The organism is Streptomyces sp. NPDC004542, assembly GCF_040610035.1.
In the GTDB taxonomy this organism is placed as follows: Bacteria; Actinomycetota; Actinomycetes; order Streptomycetales; family Streptomycetaceae; genus Streptomyces.
The window spans coordinates 1-17,292 of record NZ_JBEXLP010000043.1; the positions used below are offsets into that span (position 1 = coordinate 1).

Genomic DNA, 17,292 nt, shown 5'->3' on the forward strand with positions numbered 1-17,292 from the left:
CGGGCGGGCCGCGCGCCTCCCGGGCGGAGCCCGCGCCGCTCGTCGTGGAGGATCTGAGCGGGCGCGAGCGCGACGTGCTGGAGCGGGCCGCCCGCCTGCTGTCCACCGAGGAGATCGCCGCCGACCTGCACGTGTCGGTGAACACGGTGAAGACCCATCTCAAGAGCGCCTACCGGAAACTGGCGGTGAACCGGCGCGGCGACGCCGTGCGCCGCGCCCGCGACCTCCGGCTGCTGTGACTTTCGCGCGAGGTGCCGGGTCACCTGTGCCGGGTGAGGCCCGGCCGGGCACCGAAGCGGAGGATCGCCGGTGAGGGTGCGGTCCGCCGGTCCGCGGGTCGCCGTGGGAGTACTGCCGATGCGCTACGAGATCCGCGTCGACGGCCATTTGTCGGAGACGCTGGCCAAGGCCTTCCCGGAGCTGGACCACGTGGTCATGTCCGGGCAGACCGTCCTGTTCGGCCCCGTTCTCGACGAGGCCCACCTGTACGGGCTGCTCGCGCGCTGCCAGTCCCTGGGGCTGCGGGTGGTGGAGATGCGGCAGCTGCCGGAGTGACCCGGGAGGGCAGCGGGAGGGCAGTGGCAGGGGGGCGGGACATGCGTGGGCCCGGCCGAAGCCGGCGATTGCCCGGCCGAGGCCGTCGCTGCCGCGCGGACAGGCAGGGGAGCGGCCGGTCGAAGCGAGCACGCCGACCGGGCCGGGCCGCTTCGGCCCCGGGGCGGACCGGTCACGGCCCGGCTTTCCGGTCCGGCGCCGTGGAGCCGGTACCGCGGTCCGGCCCGGCCGGCGGGCCGCGCCGCTGCCGCCGCAACCCCACCCTCACCGCGCCCGAGAGCACCCGGACCGCGCCGCCCAGGAGCAGTAGACCGCCGGCCATCTGAAGCATCGCCACCACGCGCCCCGTCTCGGAGTAGGGGGTGATGTCGCCGAACCCGACGGTGCTGAACGTGGTCAGGGTGAAGTACAGGGAGTCCGTCCTGGTCAGCGGCTGGGTGAAGGTGGCGGGTGTGGCGCGCTCCATCAGGTAGTACGCGTCCGCGAAGACCACCAGGAACAACGCCACCGTGACGGCCAGGGCCTCCATGGCCTTCAGTCGCGGATGGGGCGAGCGCACGATGGCCCACGCCTGCCAGGCGAACACCAGCAGGACCCCCAGCAGGCCGCCCACGAGCAGCGTCAGGGCGCCGGCGGTGTTGTGCTCCTCCAGGGGCAGGTTGTAGTAGGCGATCACGAGGACGGTGACGGTGATCAGGACACGCACCGTGACAACGCCTGCCGTCCAGCCCCGGGAACGGCGCCACCGGGCCCGGGGGCGTCGGTTCTGCCCGGCCCCGGAGTCGTCCGGCCGGGCGGCCGGGGGATCGCTCATCCGCTGCTTCTTCTCCTCGTTCCGCCGTGGCGGGACCCTCCCGCCGCACTCCACTGCAGCGCCGTGCCGACGGGAGCGGATCACCCACCGCGGGTGATCCGGCGGCGGCGGACGCGCGGGACGCTGGCCGGGTGAGGTCCCCCCACACCGCCCCGTCGGCGGTCCACGAGCGCCGCGACCGATCGCGCGAGGAGGAGCCATGACCGCATCGCGTGATCCCGCGGCGACCGGTGGACCGGAAGGCATGCCCGGCGGGGCGGCTCCGCCCGCGGAAGGCCCCGAGGACGTCCTGGGCAGGCTCGGCCGTTCCTGGACCTGGATCCTCGCCTCGGCGGTCGCGACGTTCGTGCCGGGCCTGCTGGTGCTGGTCTGGCCGGCCGAGACCCTGCACGTCCTGGCGGTCCTCATGGGCCTGTACCTGCTGGTGCTCGGGGCGTTCCGGTTCGTGGCGGTGTTCGGCCGCCAGGGGCACGGGGAACGGCTCCCGGGGCTGGCGGTGTCCGTGCTGTACGTCCTGGCCGGGGTGCTGTGCCTGCGCAACCCGCTGCAGACGATCACCGCTCTGTCGGTGATCGTCGGCATCGTCTGGCTCGCCTCCGGCATCCTCACCCTCTACACGGCCCTGGCCGCCAGGGACCTGCCGCACCGCGGGGCCGTGCTGGCGGGGGCCGTCCTCGCCGTCGTCGCGGGGGTCGTGGTGCTCGCCCTGCCGACCGAGTCGGCTCGCGCGCTGACCCGGCTGCTCGGCCTGTGGCTCGTACTGCTCGGTCTGGCCGAGGCCGGGGTCGCCTTCGCCTGGCGGTCCGCTCTGCGCAGGCCGACGCTCACCCGCGCCGGGTGAGGCGCGCCGTTCCCGGCGTGGGCACGCTGAGAACGGCATGGAACGGCTGGGCGCACGCCCAGGACGGAGGAGTGACATGAGCGCGCAGATGTACCTCGCGTACGACTATCCGCTGCTGAGCGCCTTCTGGACGATGCTCTGGTTCTTCCTGTGGGTCCTGTGGTTCGTCCTGCTGTTCCGGGTCATCGTCGACATCTTCCGTGACGACGAGATGAGCGGCTGGGGCAAGGCCGGCTGGCTGCTGTTCGTGGTCTGCCTGCCCTTCCTGGGCGTGTTCGTCTACCTCATCGCGCGCGGCAAGGACATGGGCCGCAGGGAGATGGCGCAGGCGCGTGCGCAGCAGGAGGCCTTCGACGCCTACGTCCGCGAGACGGCGGGCGCCGCGAGCCCTCGCAGCAGCGCCGACGAACTCGCCCGGCTGTCCGAGATCCGGGCCCGGGGCGACATCACGGACGACGAGTTCCGCCGTGCGAAGGAGCTCGTCCTCAGTGGCCGCGGCCCGGCGGACCAGCCGGGTACCACCGCGTCCCCCCGCTGACGGACACACCCAAGGGCAACGAAACGAGGTAGTGGTATGACCGCGTCACACAGCGCGCCCGAGACGACCGCGAAGCAGCAGTGGGCCGGCGGCCTGACGATCTTCGGAGCCGTCATGCTCATGATCGCCGGGGTGCTGGACATCTTCCGGGGCATCATGGGGATCGCCCAGGACGACGTCTTCGTCGCGACGCCCAGCTACGTGTTCCGGTTCGATCTGACCGGCTGGGGCTGGGTCCATCTGATCCTGGGCGCGGTCGCGGTGATCGTCAGCCTGGGGCTGTTCCAGGCCGCGCTGTGGGCGCGCATCGGCGGCGTGACCATCGCGGCGCTGATCATCATCGCCAGCTTCCTTTCGCTGCCGTACTACCCGGTGTGGTCGGTCGTCATGATCGCGATGTCGGCGTTCATCATCTGGGCCCTGTGCGTGGTGCGGCGCGAGGCCGCGCCCGACGTGTTCGGCCGCCCGCGGGGCGGGGTGTGAGGCGGCCGGGGCGCGCGGCCTGGGCCCCCGGCCGGCGGACACCCGGTCGGGCGCCCTTGGCTGGCCCGCGTCCCGGCGGCCTTGTTTTCTGGTGGGGCCGACGACGGGCGGCGGCCCCGGCCGGGTGCGCTCCGCCGACGAGGACGGGAGTGCTCCATGCCGCCACAGGACGCCGCGAGTGAGCCGGGCAAGCCGGGCGAAGGCGAGCTGGACGAGCTGCGCCGGCGGGTCGCCCAGCTGGAGTCGGCGACCGTCGGTCCGGCGGCCCGGCACCGGCATCCCCTGCGTACCACCGGATCGGTGCTGCTCGTCGTCCTGGCGTCGATCCTGTCGATCCTGGCCGTGACGGCCGTCTGGGCACGGGACCAGATCAGCGACACCGACCAGTTCGTCGCCACCATGGGTCCCCTGGCGAGCGACCCCGACGTGCAGCAGGCGGTCTCCCGCCGGGTCACCGACGTCGTGGTGCAGAAGATCGACGTGCCGGCCCTGGTCGACGAGTTGTCGAAGGCGGCGGCCCAGCCCGGCGTCCCGCCCCGTGTCTCCCAGCTGGTCGGCCTGCTGAGCGGGCCCATCGACGACGGCGTGAAGAGTCTCATCGGCGCGGCCGCGGACCGGGTGGTCTCGAGCGAGGCCTTCGCGAAGGCGTGGACCGACGCGATCACCCTGGCGCACAACGCGATGGTCAAGGCCCTGACCGGGGAGGGCGGCGGTGCGGTCCAGCTCTCCGGCGACCGGGTCACCATCGACCTGGCGCCCGTCATCGACCAGGTCAAGAAGCAACTGGTGGACGCGGGCCTGGCGCCGGCCGCGAACATCCCGGCGGTGCACACGCAGTTCACGGTGTACGCCTCGCCGAAACTGCGGGAGCTCCAGCTCTACCTGCGGCTGCTGCAGGTCCTCGGCAACTGGCTCCCGGTGGTCACGGTGCTGGTCGCGGCCGGGGGCGTCTACGCCGCCTGCAACCGCAGACACGCGCTGATCGGCGCCGCGCTGGGGATCGCCGCGGCCATGGTGGTGCTCGGCGTCGCGCTCACGGTCTTCCGTACGTACTTCCTCAACCAGTTGCCGTCGGACGTCTCCCCGGGCGCGGCGGGCTCCGTGTACGACGCCCTGGTGTACTTCCTGCGGAAGGCCGTGCGCGCGGTGGGAGTGCTGGCGGTGCTGGTCGCGCTCGGCGCGTTCTTCGCCGGGCCCTCCCGGGCCGCGAGGACGACCCGGGCCGCGTGCTCGACAGGGGTCGGCGGCGTCCGTCAGGTGGCCGAGCACGCGGGTTTCCGGGCCGGGCCGGTGGAGCCGTTCGTCCGGCGCTGGAAGAGGTGGATCGGGATCGTCGTCCTCGTCGGAGCCTCGATCGTGTTCGTGTTCTGGGACCGTCCGACCGGCATGGTGGTGTTCTGGTTCGCCGTCGTGGTCCTCGCGCTGTTCGGCGTACGCGAGTTCCTCGCGCCGGGCCCCGGACTCGCCGCGTTGGAGCGGCGGACGCCCGGCCCGCCCAAGCCCCCGCCGCCCCGGCCCGGGACGGCCCCCCGGCCCGGGACGACCGGGTGAGCCCGCCCGTCCCGAGCCGCGCCGGATGTTCTCCGCCCTGCCGCGTCACGCCCCGGCCGGCACCCGGTCCAGGAAGCCGAGCACCGACCTCATCCGGCCCTCCGCGTCCAGCGTGACCACGTCGAAGCCCGCCACGGGCGCCGAGCCGTCGGCCTCGTTCACCAGCTCCCAGGCGAAGCGGGCGGTGTCGTGGTGCCCGTCCACGGCCCCCAGCGGGCGGAAGACGAAGCCGGGGAACTGCTCGTGCGCCCCGGCGATCACGGCGGCGATCCGCTCGTGCCCGCTGACGTCGGCCAGCGGGTCGGTGTAGGAGCCGTCGGCCGTCCAGGCCGCGGCGACCGCCTTCGCCAGGGCCTCCGGCTCGGTGGCGTTCCAGGCCTCGAAGTAGCGGTCGGCGGCGTTCTGGTAACGGTCGGTGTTCACGGACATGGTGGATCAGCCTCCATCGAGGTCGCGCGTGCTGGTCGGGAACCGGTTCCCCGGTGCGTCGAACCGGTGTGACCACCCTGCCCGCGGGCGCCGGGGCGGGTCGATTACCCCTGGGGTAAGGGCGGCCGCGCGAACGGGAGAGCGGGGGCGCACGCTTGGGCGGATTCCGGCCAAGAGCATCGGCGGAATATGTCAGGAGACTGGCTGGAAAGTAATGGTGACAGTGTGTCAGTAGTGGCGATACTCGAACATCAGGGGCACTTCACCGCACAGGAGCCGCACGGAAAGCGGGTATCCGGCCGGCAGCAGAGCGACGCGACGGGGGAGTGGATCGTGCACGACGAATTCCTGTGCCATGTCACGGCGTACGGCTGGTGCGACGGGCGGCGCATCGGCGTACCGCTCGGCACCTACCGGGCGCCCACGCTGGCGCTGGCCCTGTGGTGGCTGCGGGACCGGGCCCTGTGGATCGCCGAGCGGCTCGACCCGCAGCCGGACCGCGGCCCCTACCCGCCGAACGCCCTCGTACCCGTCGCGGACACCGTCACCGACGTGCCCGGCGTGCTGCGGTCCTGGTGTGCCGACGAGGACCGACAGGAACTCGTCGCCGACGAACTGGCCGACGGCCGACTGGTGCGGATCGCGGCGAGCGACGACACCACGGAGTACGAACTGCTCGCGGAGTCCGTCGACGCCCTGCGCATGCAGCGCACCCTCCCGGCACTCGTCGTCCCCGTCGCCTGACCCGTGACCCCCGCCCCGCACCCCGTGCGCACGCGGTGCGGGCCCGCGGCTCAGCCGGCGCGGACGACCAGGGCGTAGTCGCCCAGGCCCAGCAGGCGGTCGGCCGGGATCGTGCCGAGCGCCGTGTACACCGTCTCCACGTGGCCGGTGGCGGGGTCGAAGGCGAGGTCCTGAACGGTGCCGCGCTCGTCGCCCGTCTCCGTGAGGATCCGGTGGCGCAGGGCCTCGTGGTGCGGCGGCGCCGGGGGCGCGGTGGTGTCCGCCGCCGGATCCTGGCGGACCAGTACCGCGTCGGGGCCCACCGCGTGCAGCGCCTCCCAGGGCAGCACGGTGTTCCCCCGGCCGCGCCGCGCGCCGACGCGGACATGCGTGACCGCCCGCGCGGCGGCGTCCACCGTCAGGGCCTTGACGACACCGATCTCGGCCGCCTCCGCGAGGGTCACCACGGGCAGCCCCCGCACCTGCGAGTACAGCATCATGACAGCGGTCCCTTCGGCGGGTCCGCCGGATTCGGAGGCTCCGATGGCTCCGGCGAGTGACCGTCCGCGTCGCCGCGGGCGTGGAAGGCCTGCACCTGACCGACGAAGCTCGGGAGGTCCTCGGCGACGAACAGCGTCGCGCCCGCGGGGACGACCAGGGCATGGCCGGAGACGGCCAGGGTCTCCCCGCGCGGGACGTACAGCCTGCGCCGACGACGGCTCGAGCCGGACGCCCCCGTGGCCAGGGACCTGCTCGCCGCGATCCGGAAGCCGACGACCCGGCCGCTGGTACCGCCCTCCACGACCACGTCGAGCACCTTGCCGACCTCCGTCCCCGCGTCGGTCAGCACCTTCGCGCCCAGCACCCGCCCCTTGACCGCCTCCCGGCGGACGACGACGGCGGCCGCCTCGGTCAGGACGCCTGGATCACGGATCATGACCGCGTGATGCCCCAGGGAGTGCACGCCCGACCAGGGCAGGCTCTGCTTGAGCGGGCCGGAGAGCAGACCCCGGCCACTCAGGGTGAAGCCCGTGACGCGCCCGGCCGGGGCGTCGAAGACGGTGTCCTTGATCTGCGCGACCGCGTCGCCCGCGAGCGTGACCACCGGCAGGGTCGAGAGACTGCGCGCCGCCATCAGCTCCGAGCCCACCCGTCCCGGGCCGGACAGCAGGTGCCCGGCCATCACAGGCTCCGTCCGTCGTGCCGGCGCCCGCGCCGCACCGCGATCACCGTCCCCGACCGTCGGCCGGCCTGGACGCCCAGCGTCAACAGCGACGCGACCGCCACCGCGGCCACCACCACGACCAGCCACATCCACCAGACCACCGTCCACCTCCGGCTGTCGTCCCGGCCGTCCTCGCCGGGCCACCCGTTCGAGTGCCCCGGACCGGCGCGCTGATGCCCCCTGTGCGCGGTGGGCGAACGGCCCGGCTGGACTGCGCGGCCTCTGCCGGGGTACGAGAAGGGGTGCAGTGTGGTGCAGTAGTGACCGGCCGGGCCGGATTCCGAAAGAGAAACGCATGACCGACCACGTGGACGGGGCAGTGATACCGAGTGGTTTCGACGTGCCCGTGGAACCGCTGCGACGGGCGGCGCACTTCACCGGTGAACCGGGAAGCATCGCCGAGGCACGCTCCTTCGCCGCGCAGTTCCTCGACCAGCTGAGGACCGAGTGGTGCGCCCGCATCGACGCGCGCGCCGACGGCGAACTGCTCCTTGTGGTCAGCGAGTTGGTCACCAACGCCGACCGGCACAGCAACGGGCCGTACATCCTGGAGCTGGAGGGCACGGACGCGGCCGTCTCGGTGTCCGTCTACGACAGCAGCGTCGCCCTGCCCCGGCGCTTTCCGCGCGACCCCCAGCGGGTCGGCCGGCACGGCCTGGAGATCGTGCACGCGCTGGCCGCGGAGGTCACGGCCGAACGCGTGCCCGTCGGCAAGAAGGTGCGTGCCCTGGTGAATCTGCCCACCGGGCCGTGAGAGCGGGTCAGGCGCAGCCCAGCTCGCCCAGCATGCCCTGCCTCAGCCGGGTGATGATCCGCTTGATCAGGCGTGAGACGTGCATCTGGGAGCAGCCGAGACGTTCGCCGATCTCCGCCTGGGTGGCCTCCTCCACGAACCTCATGTGGATGATCTGCCGGTCCCGTTCGCTGAGCTCGGCCATCAGCGGGGCGAGGGACTGGAAGTCCTCCACCAGCCGCAGCCCTTCCTCCTCGACGCCGATGAAGTCGGCGAGCACCGCCTCGCCGTCCTCGGCCCCGTCACCGGTGAGCGCGGCGTCCAGCGACGCGGAGTTGTACCCGTTGGACGCCAGCTGCGCCTCGACGACCTCTTTCTCGGTGAGGTTCATCAGGGTGGCGAGCTCGCCGACCGTCGGATCGCGGTCCAGCCGGCTGGAGAGTTCCTCGCGCGCCTTGGCCAGCTCGACCCGCAGCTCCTGCAGTCGCCGGGGGACGTGCACCGCCCACGTGGTGTCCCGGAAGAACCGCTTGATCTCGCCCACGATGTACGGCAGCGCGAACGAGGTGAACTCCACCTCGCGCGCCAGTTCGAACCGGTCGATGGCCTTGATGAGACCGATCATCCCGGTCTGGACGATGTCCTCCATGTCGTCACCGCGGTTGCGGAACCGTCCCGCCGCGAACCGCACCAGCGACATGTTCATCTCGATCAGGGTGTTGCGCGCGTACTGGTACTCGTGCGTACCCTCCTCCAGCTCGGTCAGACGCCGGAAGAACTGGCGGGACAGCTCGCGTGCGTCACGCGGAGCGATCGTGCTCGGGTCCACGATGCCGGGCAGTGATCCCTCGTCCGTCCTGTCCTCGGCGGTCCTGTCCGCGACCACTGCTTGCGACCGGATCCCGGCGGTGTTCATTGCCTCTCCCACGAAAGTCACGGTTCGACGTCTGCCTCTTCGGCTAGGTGTTCCGGATGCCTCTCCCGGCACTTGCGCATCCGCGGGTACCCGGAAAACGCTCAGCCATGCACGTCCCACCGTGCGGGTACCCCGAGTGACGCGACGCATGCGCGCCGTGCGCCGTCGTGGCGGAAATCCGCGGTCGCGGACGCCGGTGACATCTAGGCTGACCGGGTGACCGATCAAGCGCCCCACCAGACCCGAGCCGTCCGTCCGTACCCCGGCAAGCCGGCCCCGGAGCCCGGGGAACCCCTCTGGCGGGATCTGGTCGGGGACGTGCTCCGCCGGGAGCGCCTGGCCCAGGAACGCACGCTCAAGGACGTCGCCGACGCCGCGCGGATCTCCCTGCCGTACCTCTCGGAGATCGAGCGCGGCCGCAAGGAGGCCTCCTCCGAGGTCCTCGCGGCCGCCGCCCACGCCCTCGGCCTGGGGCTGGGCGACCTGCTGTCGCTGGCCCAGCACGAGCTCACCCGCCGGACGAGCCGGACCCGCCAGGCCTCCCGCACGCCGTACCGGGGGCTGTGCCTGGCCGCCTGACGGGCCTCGTCCGGGGACGCGCGCCGCTCCGGCCGTCCGGACCGGCCGACGGCCGGCCGATGAGTTTCGCGGCGCGGACAGGTCGACACCGGTGACCGCGTTCCACACCTCAGGAGGTGCTCATGACCACCGACGGATTCACCACGTGTCTCTGGTTCGACGGCCAGGCCGAGGAGGCCGCCCGCTTCTACGTCTCCGTCTTCGAGGACTCCGGCATCGGCCGGATCACCCGCTGCAACGAGGCTGCTCCGGGCCCGGCCGGCTCCGTGCTGACCGTCGAGTTCACGGCCAACGGCCAGAAGTTCGTCGCGCTCAACGGCGGTCCCCACTTCACGTTCGACGAGGCCGTCTCCTTCCAGATCATGTGCTCGGACCAGGAGGAGATCGACCACTACTGGGACAGGCTCACCGAGAACGGCGGCGAGGGCGGCTCCTGCGGCTGGCTCAAGGACAGGTACGGCGTCTCCTGGCAGGTCGTCTACGACCGGCTGATCGACATGATCGGCGACGCCGACCAGGAGCGGGCGGCCCGCGCCACCCGGGCCATGATGTCCATGGGCAAGCTCGACGCCGCCGGACTGGAGAAGGCTTATGCGGGGGAGTGAAAGGGAGCGAAGGCGGAGTGAAGAGGAGTGACCGACGGCCGGCCGCCCCGTGGCCGGCCGGCCGTCACCCGGCCAGGATCCCGGCGATCGGGTACCGGGAGTTCCGTCGTCGCGGCAGCCGGTGATCACCACGTGGCAGGACGCGGCGCGGGTGCGCCGGCCCGGCCGTGGCCCGCGCGGCGGTTTCAGCGGCGGTTTCAAAGGCCGCCCTCTCCTCCCGGTCTCCGGCGTCCGGGCCGGTTCGGCGCGCGGTCCGGGCGGGGCGGGACGCCGGGGACCACGGGCGTCCCCCGGGGCGGTCCGGGCGCCCCGCGCGGGCGTGGCATGATCGGGGCCATGCGTGAACGAGTGGTGGCCGCGTGCGACGGGGCTTCGAAGGGAAACCCCGGTCCGGCGGGCTGGGCGTGGGTGATCTCCGACGACGCCGGGAGCGCGGCCCGCTGGGAGGCCGGACCGCTCGGCACCGCCACCAACAACGTCGCCGAACTCACCGCCCTGGAACGCCTGCTGGCGGCCACCGACCCGGACGTGCCGCTGGAGGTCCGGATGGACTCCCAGTACGCGATGAAGGCCGTCACCACCTGGCTGCCCGGCTGGAAGCGCAAGGGCTGGAAGACGGCCGCCGGCAAGCCCGTCGCCAACCAGGACCTCGTGGTCCGCATCGACGAGCTGCTCGACGGCCGCTCGGTCGAGTTCCGCTACGTGCCCGCCCACCAGGTCGACGGTGATCCGCTGAACGACTTCGCCGACCGCGCCGCCAGCCAGGCCGCGACCGCGCAGCGCGCGGCGGGCAGCGAACTCGGCTCCCCGGAGCCGCCGCCCTCGCCCGGCGTCCCGGCGACCGGGGCACCGCGCCGGAAGGCACCCCGGAGCACCGGCGGCGGCTCGTCCTCCCGCACCATCAAGGCGAAGTTCCCCGGCCGCTGCGCGTGCGGCCGCTCCTACGCGGCCGGCGAGTCCATCGCCAAGAACCCGCAGGGCTGGGGCCACCCGGAGTGCCGTACGGCCGTCGAGGCCTGAGCGCGAACCCCGCTCAGCTGTCGAAGCCGTAGAACGCCGTGTGGTCCAGCAGGTCCGACGGACGCAGGTCGTTCCACGGCTTCATCGTCTCGTTCAGGTCCACCACGTCCGGCGTCCCGCCGCCCGGCACGTACCCGGCGTCCGGGTGCCGGCGCCGGGCAACATGCCGTACGGAATGGAACAAAGATGATCTTGCCGTGCGGGCGCCGGCCGCGGGGCGGAAGGGGCAATTCCTTCTTCTGGCGACGGCATTTCCGGTGATCTTTCGCGGCAGCCCTCCGTCCGAGTGGCGCGGCTCACCGCCGCAAGCTGACGCGATCCGTAAGCCCGGTCGTACCATCCGGTCTTTGTTACCCTGCGGTGCCAATCGACCGCTTTGGGTAGCTTTCTGGGGGTATGTCAGTGAGAGTCACATGCGTCGGAGGCGGGCCGGCCGGCCTGTACATCGCCATCCTGCTCAAGCTCCAGAACCCGTCCCACGACATCACCGTCCACGAGCGCGACCCCGAGGGCGCGACCTACGGCTGGGGCGTGCGGTACTGGCGTGGGCTGCTCGACCAACTGCACGCGCACGACCCCGTGTCGGCACTCGCCATCGAGCGGCACTCGGTGCGCTGGCGCGGCGGTGCCGCCCAGATCCGGGACCTGACCACCCGGCACGGCGGTGACGAGGGCTTCGGCATCGGCCGGCACCGGCTCCTCGAACTCCTCGCCCACCGCGCCCGCTCGCTGGGCGTACGGCTGGCCTACGAGAGCGAGGTCACCGCCGTACCCCCGGGCGCCGACCTGGTCGTGGTGGCCGACGGCGAGCACAGCGCGCTGCGCGACCGCTACCGCGACCACTTCGGCACACGGGTCACCTCCGGCCGCAACCGCTACCTCTGGCTGGGCACCACCCAGGTCTTCGACGCCCTCACCTTCGCCTTCGCCGAGACCGAGCACGGCTGGATCTGGTGCCACGGCCACCGCTACAGCGACACCCACAGCACCTGCGTCGTCGAGTGCTCCCCCGAGACCTTCACCGGTCTCGGCCTGGACCGGGCGAACGAGGCCGACGCCCTGGCGCTGCTGGAGAAGCTCTTCGCCGGCATCCTCGACGGCCACCCGCTGATCGGCCGCTCCGCCGCCGACGGCAGCGCCCAGTGGCTGACCTTCCGCACCCTCACCAACCGCACCTGGTACCGCCGCAACCTCGTCCTGCTCGGCGACGCCGCCCACACCACCCACTACTCCGTCGGCGCGGGCACCACTCTCGCCCTGGAGGACGCGATCTGCCTGGCGGACGTCCTGCGCGAGTACGGCAGACGCCCCGAGGCCCTGGCCGGCTACGAGCGGCAACGCCGGACGGAACTGCTGCCGGTGCAGAGCGCCGCCCGCTACAGCGCCCAGTGGTACGAGGACCTGACCCGCTACATCGACCTGCCCCCGCACCAGATGTTCGCCCTGCTCGGCCAGCGGCACTCGCCCCTGCTGCACCACGTGCCGCCGCAGCTGTACTACAAGCTCGACCGTGCTGTCGGGCGGTTGGAGGTGCTGCGGCGCGTCAAGCGGTGGCTCGGGCCGAAGGCCGCCGGGGCGCTGTACGCGCGTTCCTCGGCCGCCCGGGCATAGAGGCGCACGGGTTGGTGAATGCCCATTCACTCGCTAGGGTGAACAGACATTCACCTCGTAGTCCGCGCCGCCCCGCAGGAGCACCGATGGACCAGCCCGGCCCGACAGCCCGCCCCCTCCGGGACCGCCTCACCATCCCGGTGCTGGCCTCGGGCGGCATCCTCATGGCGGTCATGCAGACCGTCGTCGTACCCCTGCTGCCCGACCTGCCCCGGCTGACCGGCGCGTCGGCGGCCACCGTCTCCTGGATGGTCACGGCGACCCTGCTCTCCGGCGCCGTCCTCACCCCGGTGCTCGGCCGGGCCGGCGACATGTACGGCAAGCGCCGGGTGCTGACGGCGTCCCTCGTGCTGATGACCGCCGGCTCGGTGCTGTGCGCCCTGTCCTCCGACATCAGGGTCCTCATCGCCGCCCGCGCGCTGCAGGGCGCCGCCGCCTCCGTCGTACCGCTGTCGATCAGCATCCTCCGCGACGAACTGCCGCCCGAGAGGCGGGGTTCCGCCGTCGCGCTGATGAGCTCCACCGTCGGCATCGGCGCCGCTCTGGGGCTGCCGCTCGCCGCGCTGGTCGTGCAGTACGCCGACTGGCACACCATGTTCTGGGTGACCAGCGCCCTCGGTGCGCTCGGCGTGACGGCCGTGTGGTGGGCGGTGAAGGAGTCGCCGGTGCGGGAACCGGGCCGGTTCGACGTCCTCGGCGCGCTCGGGCTGGCCGCCGGGCTGGTCTGCCTGCTGCTCGCGGTCTCCGAGGGCGGGCAGTGGGGCTGGGGGAGTCCACGGATCAGCGGGCTGTTCACCACCACCGTCGTCGTCCTGGCGCTGTGGTGGTGGCAGCAGCTACGCGCCGAGCGGCCACTGGTCGACCTGCGGCTGGTGACCCGGCCACGGGTCGGCCTCTCGCACGTCGCCGCCCTGCTGACCGGCTTCGCCTTCTATGCAAACTCCCTGGTCACGGCCCAGCTGGTGCAGGCCCCCAAGGCCACCGGATACGGGCTGGAGCTGTCGATCGTCGCCACCGGTCTGTGCCTGTTGCCCGGCGGCGTCACCATGCTGCTGTTCTCACCGGTGTCCGCCCGTATCTCGGCGGCACGCGGACCAAGGGTCACGCTCGCCCTCGGTGCCGCCGTCATCGCCTGCGGTTACGCCGTGCGCATCGCCGACAGCCGCGACCTGTGGCTGATCATCCTGGGCGCCACGGTCGTCGCCACCGGCACCACCCTCGCCTACTCCGCGCTGCCCACCCTGATCCTGCGCGCCGTCCCGGCCGGGCAGACCGCCTCCGCCAACGGTGTCAACGTCCTGATGCGCACCATCGGCCAGGCCGCCTCCAGCGCGGCCGTCGCCGCCGTCCTCGTGCACCACAGCAGCCCGGTCGGCGGCATCCCGGTGCCCACGCTGCACGGCTACCTGCTGGCGTTCGCCATGGCCGGCGCCGTCGCCCTCGCGGCCTGTGCCGCGGCGCTGTCCATACCCGGCGACGCACCGGCCGCCGACGGCGCCCGGACCGGCACGGGCAAGGCCCTGGGCGCCCGCGACGAGGCGATGGAGGAGGCGTGACGGCGGCCGCGAGCGGCCCGTCCGGCCCCGCCCCCGCCCGCCGGGACGCCGAGTCGACCAAGGCGGCCATCCTCCGTGCCGCCCGCTACCTCCTCGCCCGGCACGCGCACGCCGACATCACGCTCAGGGCCGTCGCCGAACGCGCCGGTGTCAGCCCGCCCCTGATCGTGAAGTACTTCGGCACCAAGGACGCCCTCTTCGCCCGCGTCATGTCCTTCGAGACCGACGCCTCGGCCCTGCTGGACGCCCCGCTGGAGCGACTCGGTCGGCACATGGTCCGCCACCTCCTGGACAGCCAGCGCGAACGCGGTGCCGACCCGCTGCTGCGCATCGCCTTCGCCCCCCTGCACTGCGACCGCGGGGACGTCCTGCGGGCCAATTTCCGCACCCAGGTCAGCGAACGCCTCGCCGAGCGCCTCCCCGGGCCCGACGCACCCCTGCGGGCCGAGCTGGCCGTCTCCTGCCTCCTGGGGCTCGGCGTGATGTACGGCATCGCCCGCGGCCCCCAGGTGCGCGCCGCCGACGTGGAGGACCTCACGCAGCGGTACGGGGCCATGGTGCAGGCGCAGTTGACCCCGGGGCACCCCGAGGGGACGGCCGGTCCGCAACCGCGTCGACCGGGCCGGGGCGCCGGCCCGGAGCGGCCCGCTCCGCGCGGCACGGCGCCGGATGACAGACTGGGCGGCATGGACGAACGCGTAATAGGCAGGTCGGGGCAGTGGGCCTCGGTCGTGGGCCTCGGCACATGGCAGCTGGGCGCCGACTGGGGCGACGTGGACGACAAGGAGGCCCTCGCCGTACTGGAGGCGGCGGCCGAGTCGGGGGTGACCTTCTTCGACACCGCCGACGTCTACGGTGACGGGCGCAGCGAGCAGACCGTCGCCGCCTTCCTCAGCGGCAGGCCGGACCTGCACGTGCTGGTGGCCACGAAGATGGGCCGCCGGGTCGAGCAGATCCCGCAGAACTACGTCCTGGACAACTTCCGCGCCTGGAACGACCGCTCCCGGCGCAACCTCGGCGTCGACCGCATCGACCTGGTGCAGCTGCACTGCCCGCCCACCCCGGTGTACTCCTCCGACGAGGTGTTCGACGCGCTGGACACCCTGGTGGTGGAGGAGCGGATCGCCGCGTACGGCGTGAGCGTGGAGACCTGCGCCGAGGCGCTGACCGCGATCGCCCGCCCGAACGTGGCGAGCGTCCAGATCATCCTCAACCCCTTCCGCATGAAGCCGCTGCGCGAGGTGCTCCCGGCCGCGCGGGAAGCAGGCGTCGGCATCATCGCCCGGGTGCCGCTCGCCTCGGGGCTGCTGTCCGGCAAGTACACCAAGGACACGGTCTTCGCGGCCAACGACCACCGCACCTTCAACCGGCACGGCGAGGCCTTCGACCAGGGCGAGACCTTCTCCGGCGTCGACTTCGTCACCGGCGTCGAGGCGGCCGCCGAGTTCGCCGCGCTGGCGCCCGACGACTACACCCCGGCCCAGCTGGCCCTGCGCTGGATCATCGAACAGCCGGGCGTCACCACGGTCATCCCCGGCGCCCGCACCCCGGAACAGGCCCGCGCCAACGCGGCCGCGGCCAAGCTCCCCGCGCCGTCGGCGGAGACGCTCACCGCGATCCGGGACCTGTACGAGCGCCGGATCAAGGACCAGGTCGAGGGCCGCTGGTGAACCGCGGGCCCGGCCTTGTGGCGGCGGCCCGGCGCGGCAGCGGCCAGGAGGCCGGGCCGGCCCGGCGTCGCGGCCGGCGGTGAGGCGCGCTCCTCCCGCCCGCTGACGGCCGGCGCGTGGCGCTCGGCGCGTTGGACAGGAACGTTTCGGCCGTTTCGGGGAACTCGCGGTGCGGGAGCATCTGCAGTCCCGGCGACAGGAGGAAGCGTGACGGGCACCGGAGGGGGCGACGGGCGGCGCCGTGGGCGCGACGAGACCGAGGAGGAGCGGGCCGACCGGAAGTGGGGCGAGCTGATCCAGGAGGTCCGCGTCGCCCAGACCGGTGTGCAGATCCTCTTCGGCTTCCTGCTCACCGTCGTCTTCACGCCCAAGTACGCCCAACTCGGCGAGACGGACCGGCTGATCTACATCGTGACCGTGTGCCTGGGCTCGTGTGCCACCGGCGCCCTGATCGGTCCGGTGTCCCTGCACCGGCTGGTCGTCGGTCGCCGGGTGAAGCCGCAGGCCGTGCGGCTCGCGTCCCGGCTGACCTTCATCGGACTGGTGCTGCTGCTGATCACCATGACCTCGTCGCTGCTGCTCATCCTGCGGGTGGCCACGCACGACGAGTACGTGCCGTACCTGGTCGTGCCGGTCGTCGTGTGGTACCTGCTGTGCTGGTACGGGCTGCCACTGTGGGCGCGGCACCGTCACACCTCCCGCTGAGCCTCCAGCGCCGCCAGCTGCCGGTCGTGCACCCGGCTGAGCAGCAGCACCGACACGGTGGCGCCGATCAGGGCGCAGAACATGTCCCACTGGGTGTCCCACACGTCGCCCTGGGTGGCGAGGAAGGCGTCCGCACCGTGTCCGCCGATCTCGGCCGCCAGCCACTCCAGCAGCTCGAACACCGCGCTGAAGGCGAGGCAGGCGCACACGGTCAGCGGCGCCAGCCACCGGCTGCCGCGCAGCGGTGAGGTGCGGCTGAGCAGCTCTCGTACCAGCACCGCCGGGACGAAGCCCTGCATGAGGTGGCCGAACCGGTCGTACGGGTTGCGCTCCAGGCCGAAGGTGTCGCGGACCCAGTCACCGAGGGGCACCTGCGCGTAGGTGTAGTGCCCGCCCACCGCCAGCACCAGCGCGTGCGCGGCGAGCAGCCCGCACAGCAGGCCGGTCAGCGGGAAGCGCCGCCGGGTCAGCACCAGCAGCGGCAGCCCGATCAGCACCCACACCGTCTCCAGGAACCAGGTCGCGCGGTCGCGCGCTCCCCAGGCGGACAGGGCCATGCCCGCGACCACCACGGCGGCGAACAGAGCGGGGGACGTCAGGCGCGGGGCGCGGCGGGACACGGGGTGCAGCGCGGTCATGGCGGGCTCCTTGTCGGGGGAGCCCCCATCGTGGCCGGTCAGCGCGGCACGGGCATGAGTACGGCTACTCAACCGCCGTGGTGCGCTCGGCCGCCGTCGC

General features: G+C 72.8%; 22 protein-coding genes and 2 pseudogenes. 16 read left to right on the plus strand and 8 right to left on the minus strand.

What is annotated here, in order from left to right:
* Nucleotides 1-239 (plus strand): helix-turn-helix transcriptional regulator (locus ABZX30_RS22845; protein WP_355936150.1); only part of this gene is annotated, 239 nt, incomplete at its 5' end.
* Nucleotides 240-357: 118 nt separating this feature from the next.
* The gene (locus ABZX30_RS22850) at nt 358-555 is read left to right on the plus strand and encodes a hypothetical protein (RefSeq protein ID WP_355936272.1); all 198 of its coding nucleotides are present in this window, start codon (nt 358-360) and stop codon (nt 553-555) included.
* Between the two features lie 172 nt (nt 556-727).
* On the opposite strand, the gene ABZX30_RS22855 is transcribed toward ABZX30_RS22850, so the two are convergent.
* Nucleotides 728-1,369, minus strand: coding sequence for a potassium channel family protein (locus tag ABZX30_RS22855; protein ID WP_355936152.1), 642 nt, complete (start codon nt 1,367-1,369; stop codon nt 728-730).
* 199 nt (nt 1,370-1,568) lie between these two features.
* Here ABZX30_RS22855 and ABZX30_RS22860 point away from each other — a divergent pair, with 199 nt between their 5' ends.
* The 4 genes from ABZX30_RS22860 to ABZX30_RS22875 all read left to right on the plus strand — a co-directional run bounded on the left by ABZX30_RS22860 (nt 1,569) and on the right by ABZX30_RS22875 (nt 4,782).
* On the plus strand, nt 1,569-2,210 hold the full coding sequence (locus tag ABZX30_RS22860; RefSeq protein WP_355936155.1) for a DUF308 domain-containing protein: 642 nt from the start codon (nt 1,569-1,571) through the stop codon (nt 2,208-2,210).
* Nucleotides 2,211-2,286: 76 nt separating this feature from the next.
* Nucleotides 2,287-2,748 carry an SHOCT domain-containing protein gene (locus ABZX30_RS22865; RefSeq protein WP_355936157.1) on the plus strand — a complete coding sequence of 154 codons (462 nt, stop codon included), beginning with the start codon at nt 2,287-2,289 and terminating at the stop codon, nt 2,746-2,748.
* Between the two features lie 36 nt (nt 2,749-2,784).
* Nucleotides 2,785-3,231: a hypothetical protein gene (locus tag ABZX30_RS22870; protein ID WP_355936158.1), complete on the plus strand. Its 447-nt coding sequence runs from the start codon at nt 2,785-2,787 to the stop codon at nt 3,229-3,231.
* Nucleotides 3,232-3,387: 156 nt separating this feature from the next.
* Complete coding sequence (locus tag ABZX30_RS22875; protein WP_355936160.1) at nt 3,388-4,782, plus strand: hypothetical protein; 1,395 nt, start codon at nt 3,388-3,390, stop codon at nt 4,780-4,782.
* A gap of 45 nt (nt 4,783-4,827) precedes the next feature.
* Here the strand turns inward: ABZX30_RS22875 and ABZX30_RS22880 are convergent, their stop codons facing one another.
* Nucleotides 4,828-5,211 (minus strand): nuclear transport factor 2 family protein, encoded by a 384-nt coding sequence (locus tag ABZX30_RS22880; protein ID WP_355936162.1) that lies wholly within the window; start codon nt 5,209-5,211, stop codon nt 4,828-4,830.
* A gap of 333 nt (nt 5,212-5,544) precedes the next feature.
* On the opposite strand from ABZX30_RS22880, the gene ABZX30_RS22885 reads away from it, so the two are divergent.
* On the plus strand, nt 5,545-5,955 hold the full coding sequence (locus ABZX30_RS22885) for a hypothetical protein (RefSeq protein WP_355936274.1): 411 nt from the start codon (nt 5,545-5,547) through the stop codon (nt 5,953-5,955).
* A 50-nt stretch (nt 5,956-6,005) separates the two neighbouring features.
* On the opposite strand, the gene ABZX30_RS22890 is transcribed toward ABZX30_RS22885, so the two are convergent.
* Genes ABZX30_RS22890 through ABZX30_RS22900 form a run of 3 tightly spaced genes read right to left on the minus strand, consistent with a single transcriptional unit; the run spans nt 6,006 to nt 7,260 of the window.
* Complete coding sequence (locus ABZX30_RS22890) at nt 6,006-6,434, minus strand: PRC-barrel domain-containing protein (RefSeq protein WP_355936165.1); 429 nt, start codon at nt 6,432-6,434, stop codon at nt 6,006-6,008.
* On the minus strand, nt 6,431-7,117 hold the full coding sequence (locus ABZX30_RS22895) for a PRC-barrel domain-containing protein (protein WP_355936167.1): 687 nt from the start codon (nt 7,115-7,117) through the stop codon (nt 6,431-6,433). The genes ABZX30_RS22890 and ABZX30_RS22895 overlap by 4 nt, the downstream gene beginning before the upstream one ends.
* Nucleotides 7,117-7,260, minus strand: a complete 144-nt coding sequence (locus ABZX30_RS22900; RefSeq protein ID WP_355936170.1) for a hypothetical protein — start codon at nt 7,258-7,260, stop codon at nt 7,117-7,119. The genes ABZX30_RS22895 and ABZX30_RS22900 overlap by 1 nt, the downstream gene beginning before the upstream one ends.
* Before the next feature lie 194 nt (nt 7,261-7,454).
* On the opposite strand from ABZX30_RS22900, the gene ABZX30_RS22905 reads away from it, so the two are divergent.
* Nucleotides 7,455-7,913 (plus strand): ATP-binding protein, encoded by a 459-nt coding sequence (locus ABZX30_RS22905; RefSeq protein ID WP_355936172.1) that lies wholly within the window; start codon nt 7,455-7,457, stop codon nt 7,911-7,913.
* A gap of 7 nt (nt 7,914-7,920) precedes the next feature.
* On the opposite strand, the gene ABZX30_RS22910 is transcribed toward ABZX30_RS22905, so the two are convergent.
* Nucleotides 7,921-8,808, minus strand: a complete 888-nt coding sequence (locus tag ABZX30_RS22910; RefSeq protein WP_355936276.1) for an RNA polymerase sigma factor SigF — start codon at nt 8,806-8,808, stop codon at nt 7,921-7,923.
* A 216-nt stretch (nt 8,809-9,024) separates the two neighbouring features.
* Here ABZX30_RS22910 and ABZX30_RS22915 point away from each other — a divergent pair, with 216 nt between their 5' ends.
* The 3 genes from ABZX30_RS22915 (at nt 9,025) to ABZX30_RS22925 (ending at nt 11,012) form a co-directional block, all read left to right on the plus strand.
* Nucleotides 9,025-9,387 carry a helix-turn-helix transcriptional regulator gene (locus ABZX30_RS22915; RefSeq protein ID WP_355936174.1) on the plus strand — a complete coding sequence of 121 codons (363 nt, stop codon included), beginning with the start codon at nt 9,025-9,027 and terminating at the stop codon, nt 9,385-9,387.
* Between the two features lie 122 nt (nt 9,388-9,509).
* Nucleotides 9,510-9,992, plus strand: a complete 483-nt coding sequence (locus tag ABZX30_RS22920) for a VOC family protein (protein WP_355936176.1) — start codon at nt 9,510-9,512, stop codon at nt 9,990-9,992.
* A 324-nt stretch (nt 9,993-10,316) separates the two neighbouring features.
* Nucleotides 10,317-11,012 carry a ribonuclease H gene (locus tag ABZX30_RS22925; RefSeq protein ID WP_355936178.1) on the plus strand — a complete coding sequence of 232 codons (696 nt, stop codon included), beginning with the start codon at nt 10,317-10,319 and terminating at the stop codon, nt 11,010-11,012.
* 13 nt (nt 11,013-11,025) lie between these two features.
* Here the strand turns inward: ABZX30_RS22925 and ABZX30_RS22930 are convergent.
* Nucleotides 11,026-11,169: pseudogene (locus ABZX30_RS22930) on the minus strand (tyrosinase family protein); the annotation flags it as partial.
* A 239-nt stretch (nt 11,170-11,408) separates the two neighbouring features.
* Between ABZX30_RS22930 and ABZX30_RS22935 the strand changes: the two are divergent.
* The 5 genes and pseudogenes from ABZX30_RS22935 to ABZX30_RS22955 all read left to right on the plus strand — a co-directional run bounded on the left by ABZX30_RS22935 (nt 11,409) and on the right by ABZX30_RS22955 (nt 16,554).
* Nucleotides 11,409-12,623, plus strand: coding sequence for an FAD-dependent monooxygenase (locus tag ABZX30_RS22935; protein ID WP_355936181.1), 1,215 nt, complete (start codon nt 11,409-11,411; stop codon nt 12,621-12,623).
* A gap of 86 nt (nt 12,624-12,709) precedes the next feature.
* A complete protein-coding gene (locus ABZX30_RS22940) occupies nt 12,710-14,179 on the plus strand; it encodes an MFS transporter (RefSeq protein WP_355936183.1) in 1,470 nt (489 codons plus the stop codon).
* Nucleotides 14,176-14,757 (plus strand): annotated as a pseudogene (locus ABZX30_RS22945) (TetR family transcriptional regulator); the annotation flags it as partial. The gene ABZX30_RS22940 and the pseudogene ABZX30_RS22945, both read left to right, overlap by 4 nt.
* 108 nt (nt 14,758-14,865) lie before the next feature.
* A complete protein-coding gene (locus tag ABZX30_RS22950) occupies nt 14,866-15,849 on the plus strand; it encodes an aldo/keto reductase (protein WP_355936279.1) in 984 nt (327 codons plus the stop codon).
* A 207-nt stretch (nt 15,850-16,056) separates the two neighbouring features.
* Nucleotides 16,057-16,554: a DUF6328 family protein gene (locus tag ABZX30_RS22955; protein WP_355936185.1), complete on the plus strand. Its 498-nt coding sequence runs from the start codon at nt 16,057-16,059 to the stop codon at nt 16,552-16,554.
* Here the strand turns inward: ABZX30_RS22955 and ABZX30_RS22960 are convergent.
* Complete coding sequence (locus ABZX30_RS22960; protein WP_355936186.1) at nt 16,539-17,192, minus strand: DUF2238 domain-containing protein; 654 nt, start codon at nt 17,190-17,192, stop codon at nt 16,539-16,541. The two genes, ABZX30_RS22955 and ABZX30_RS22960, sit on opposite strands and share 16 nt — an antisense overlap.
* Nucleotides 17,193-17,292: the final 100 nt, after the last annotated feature.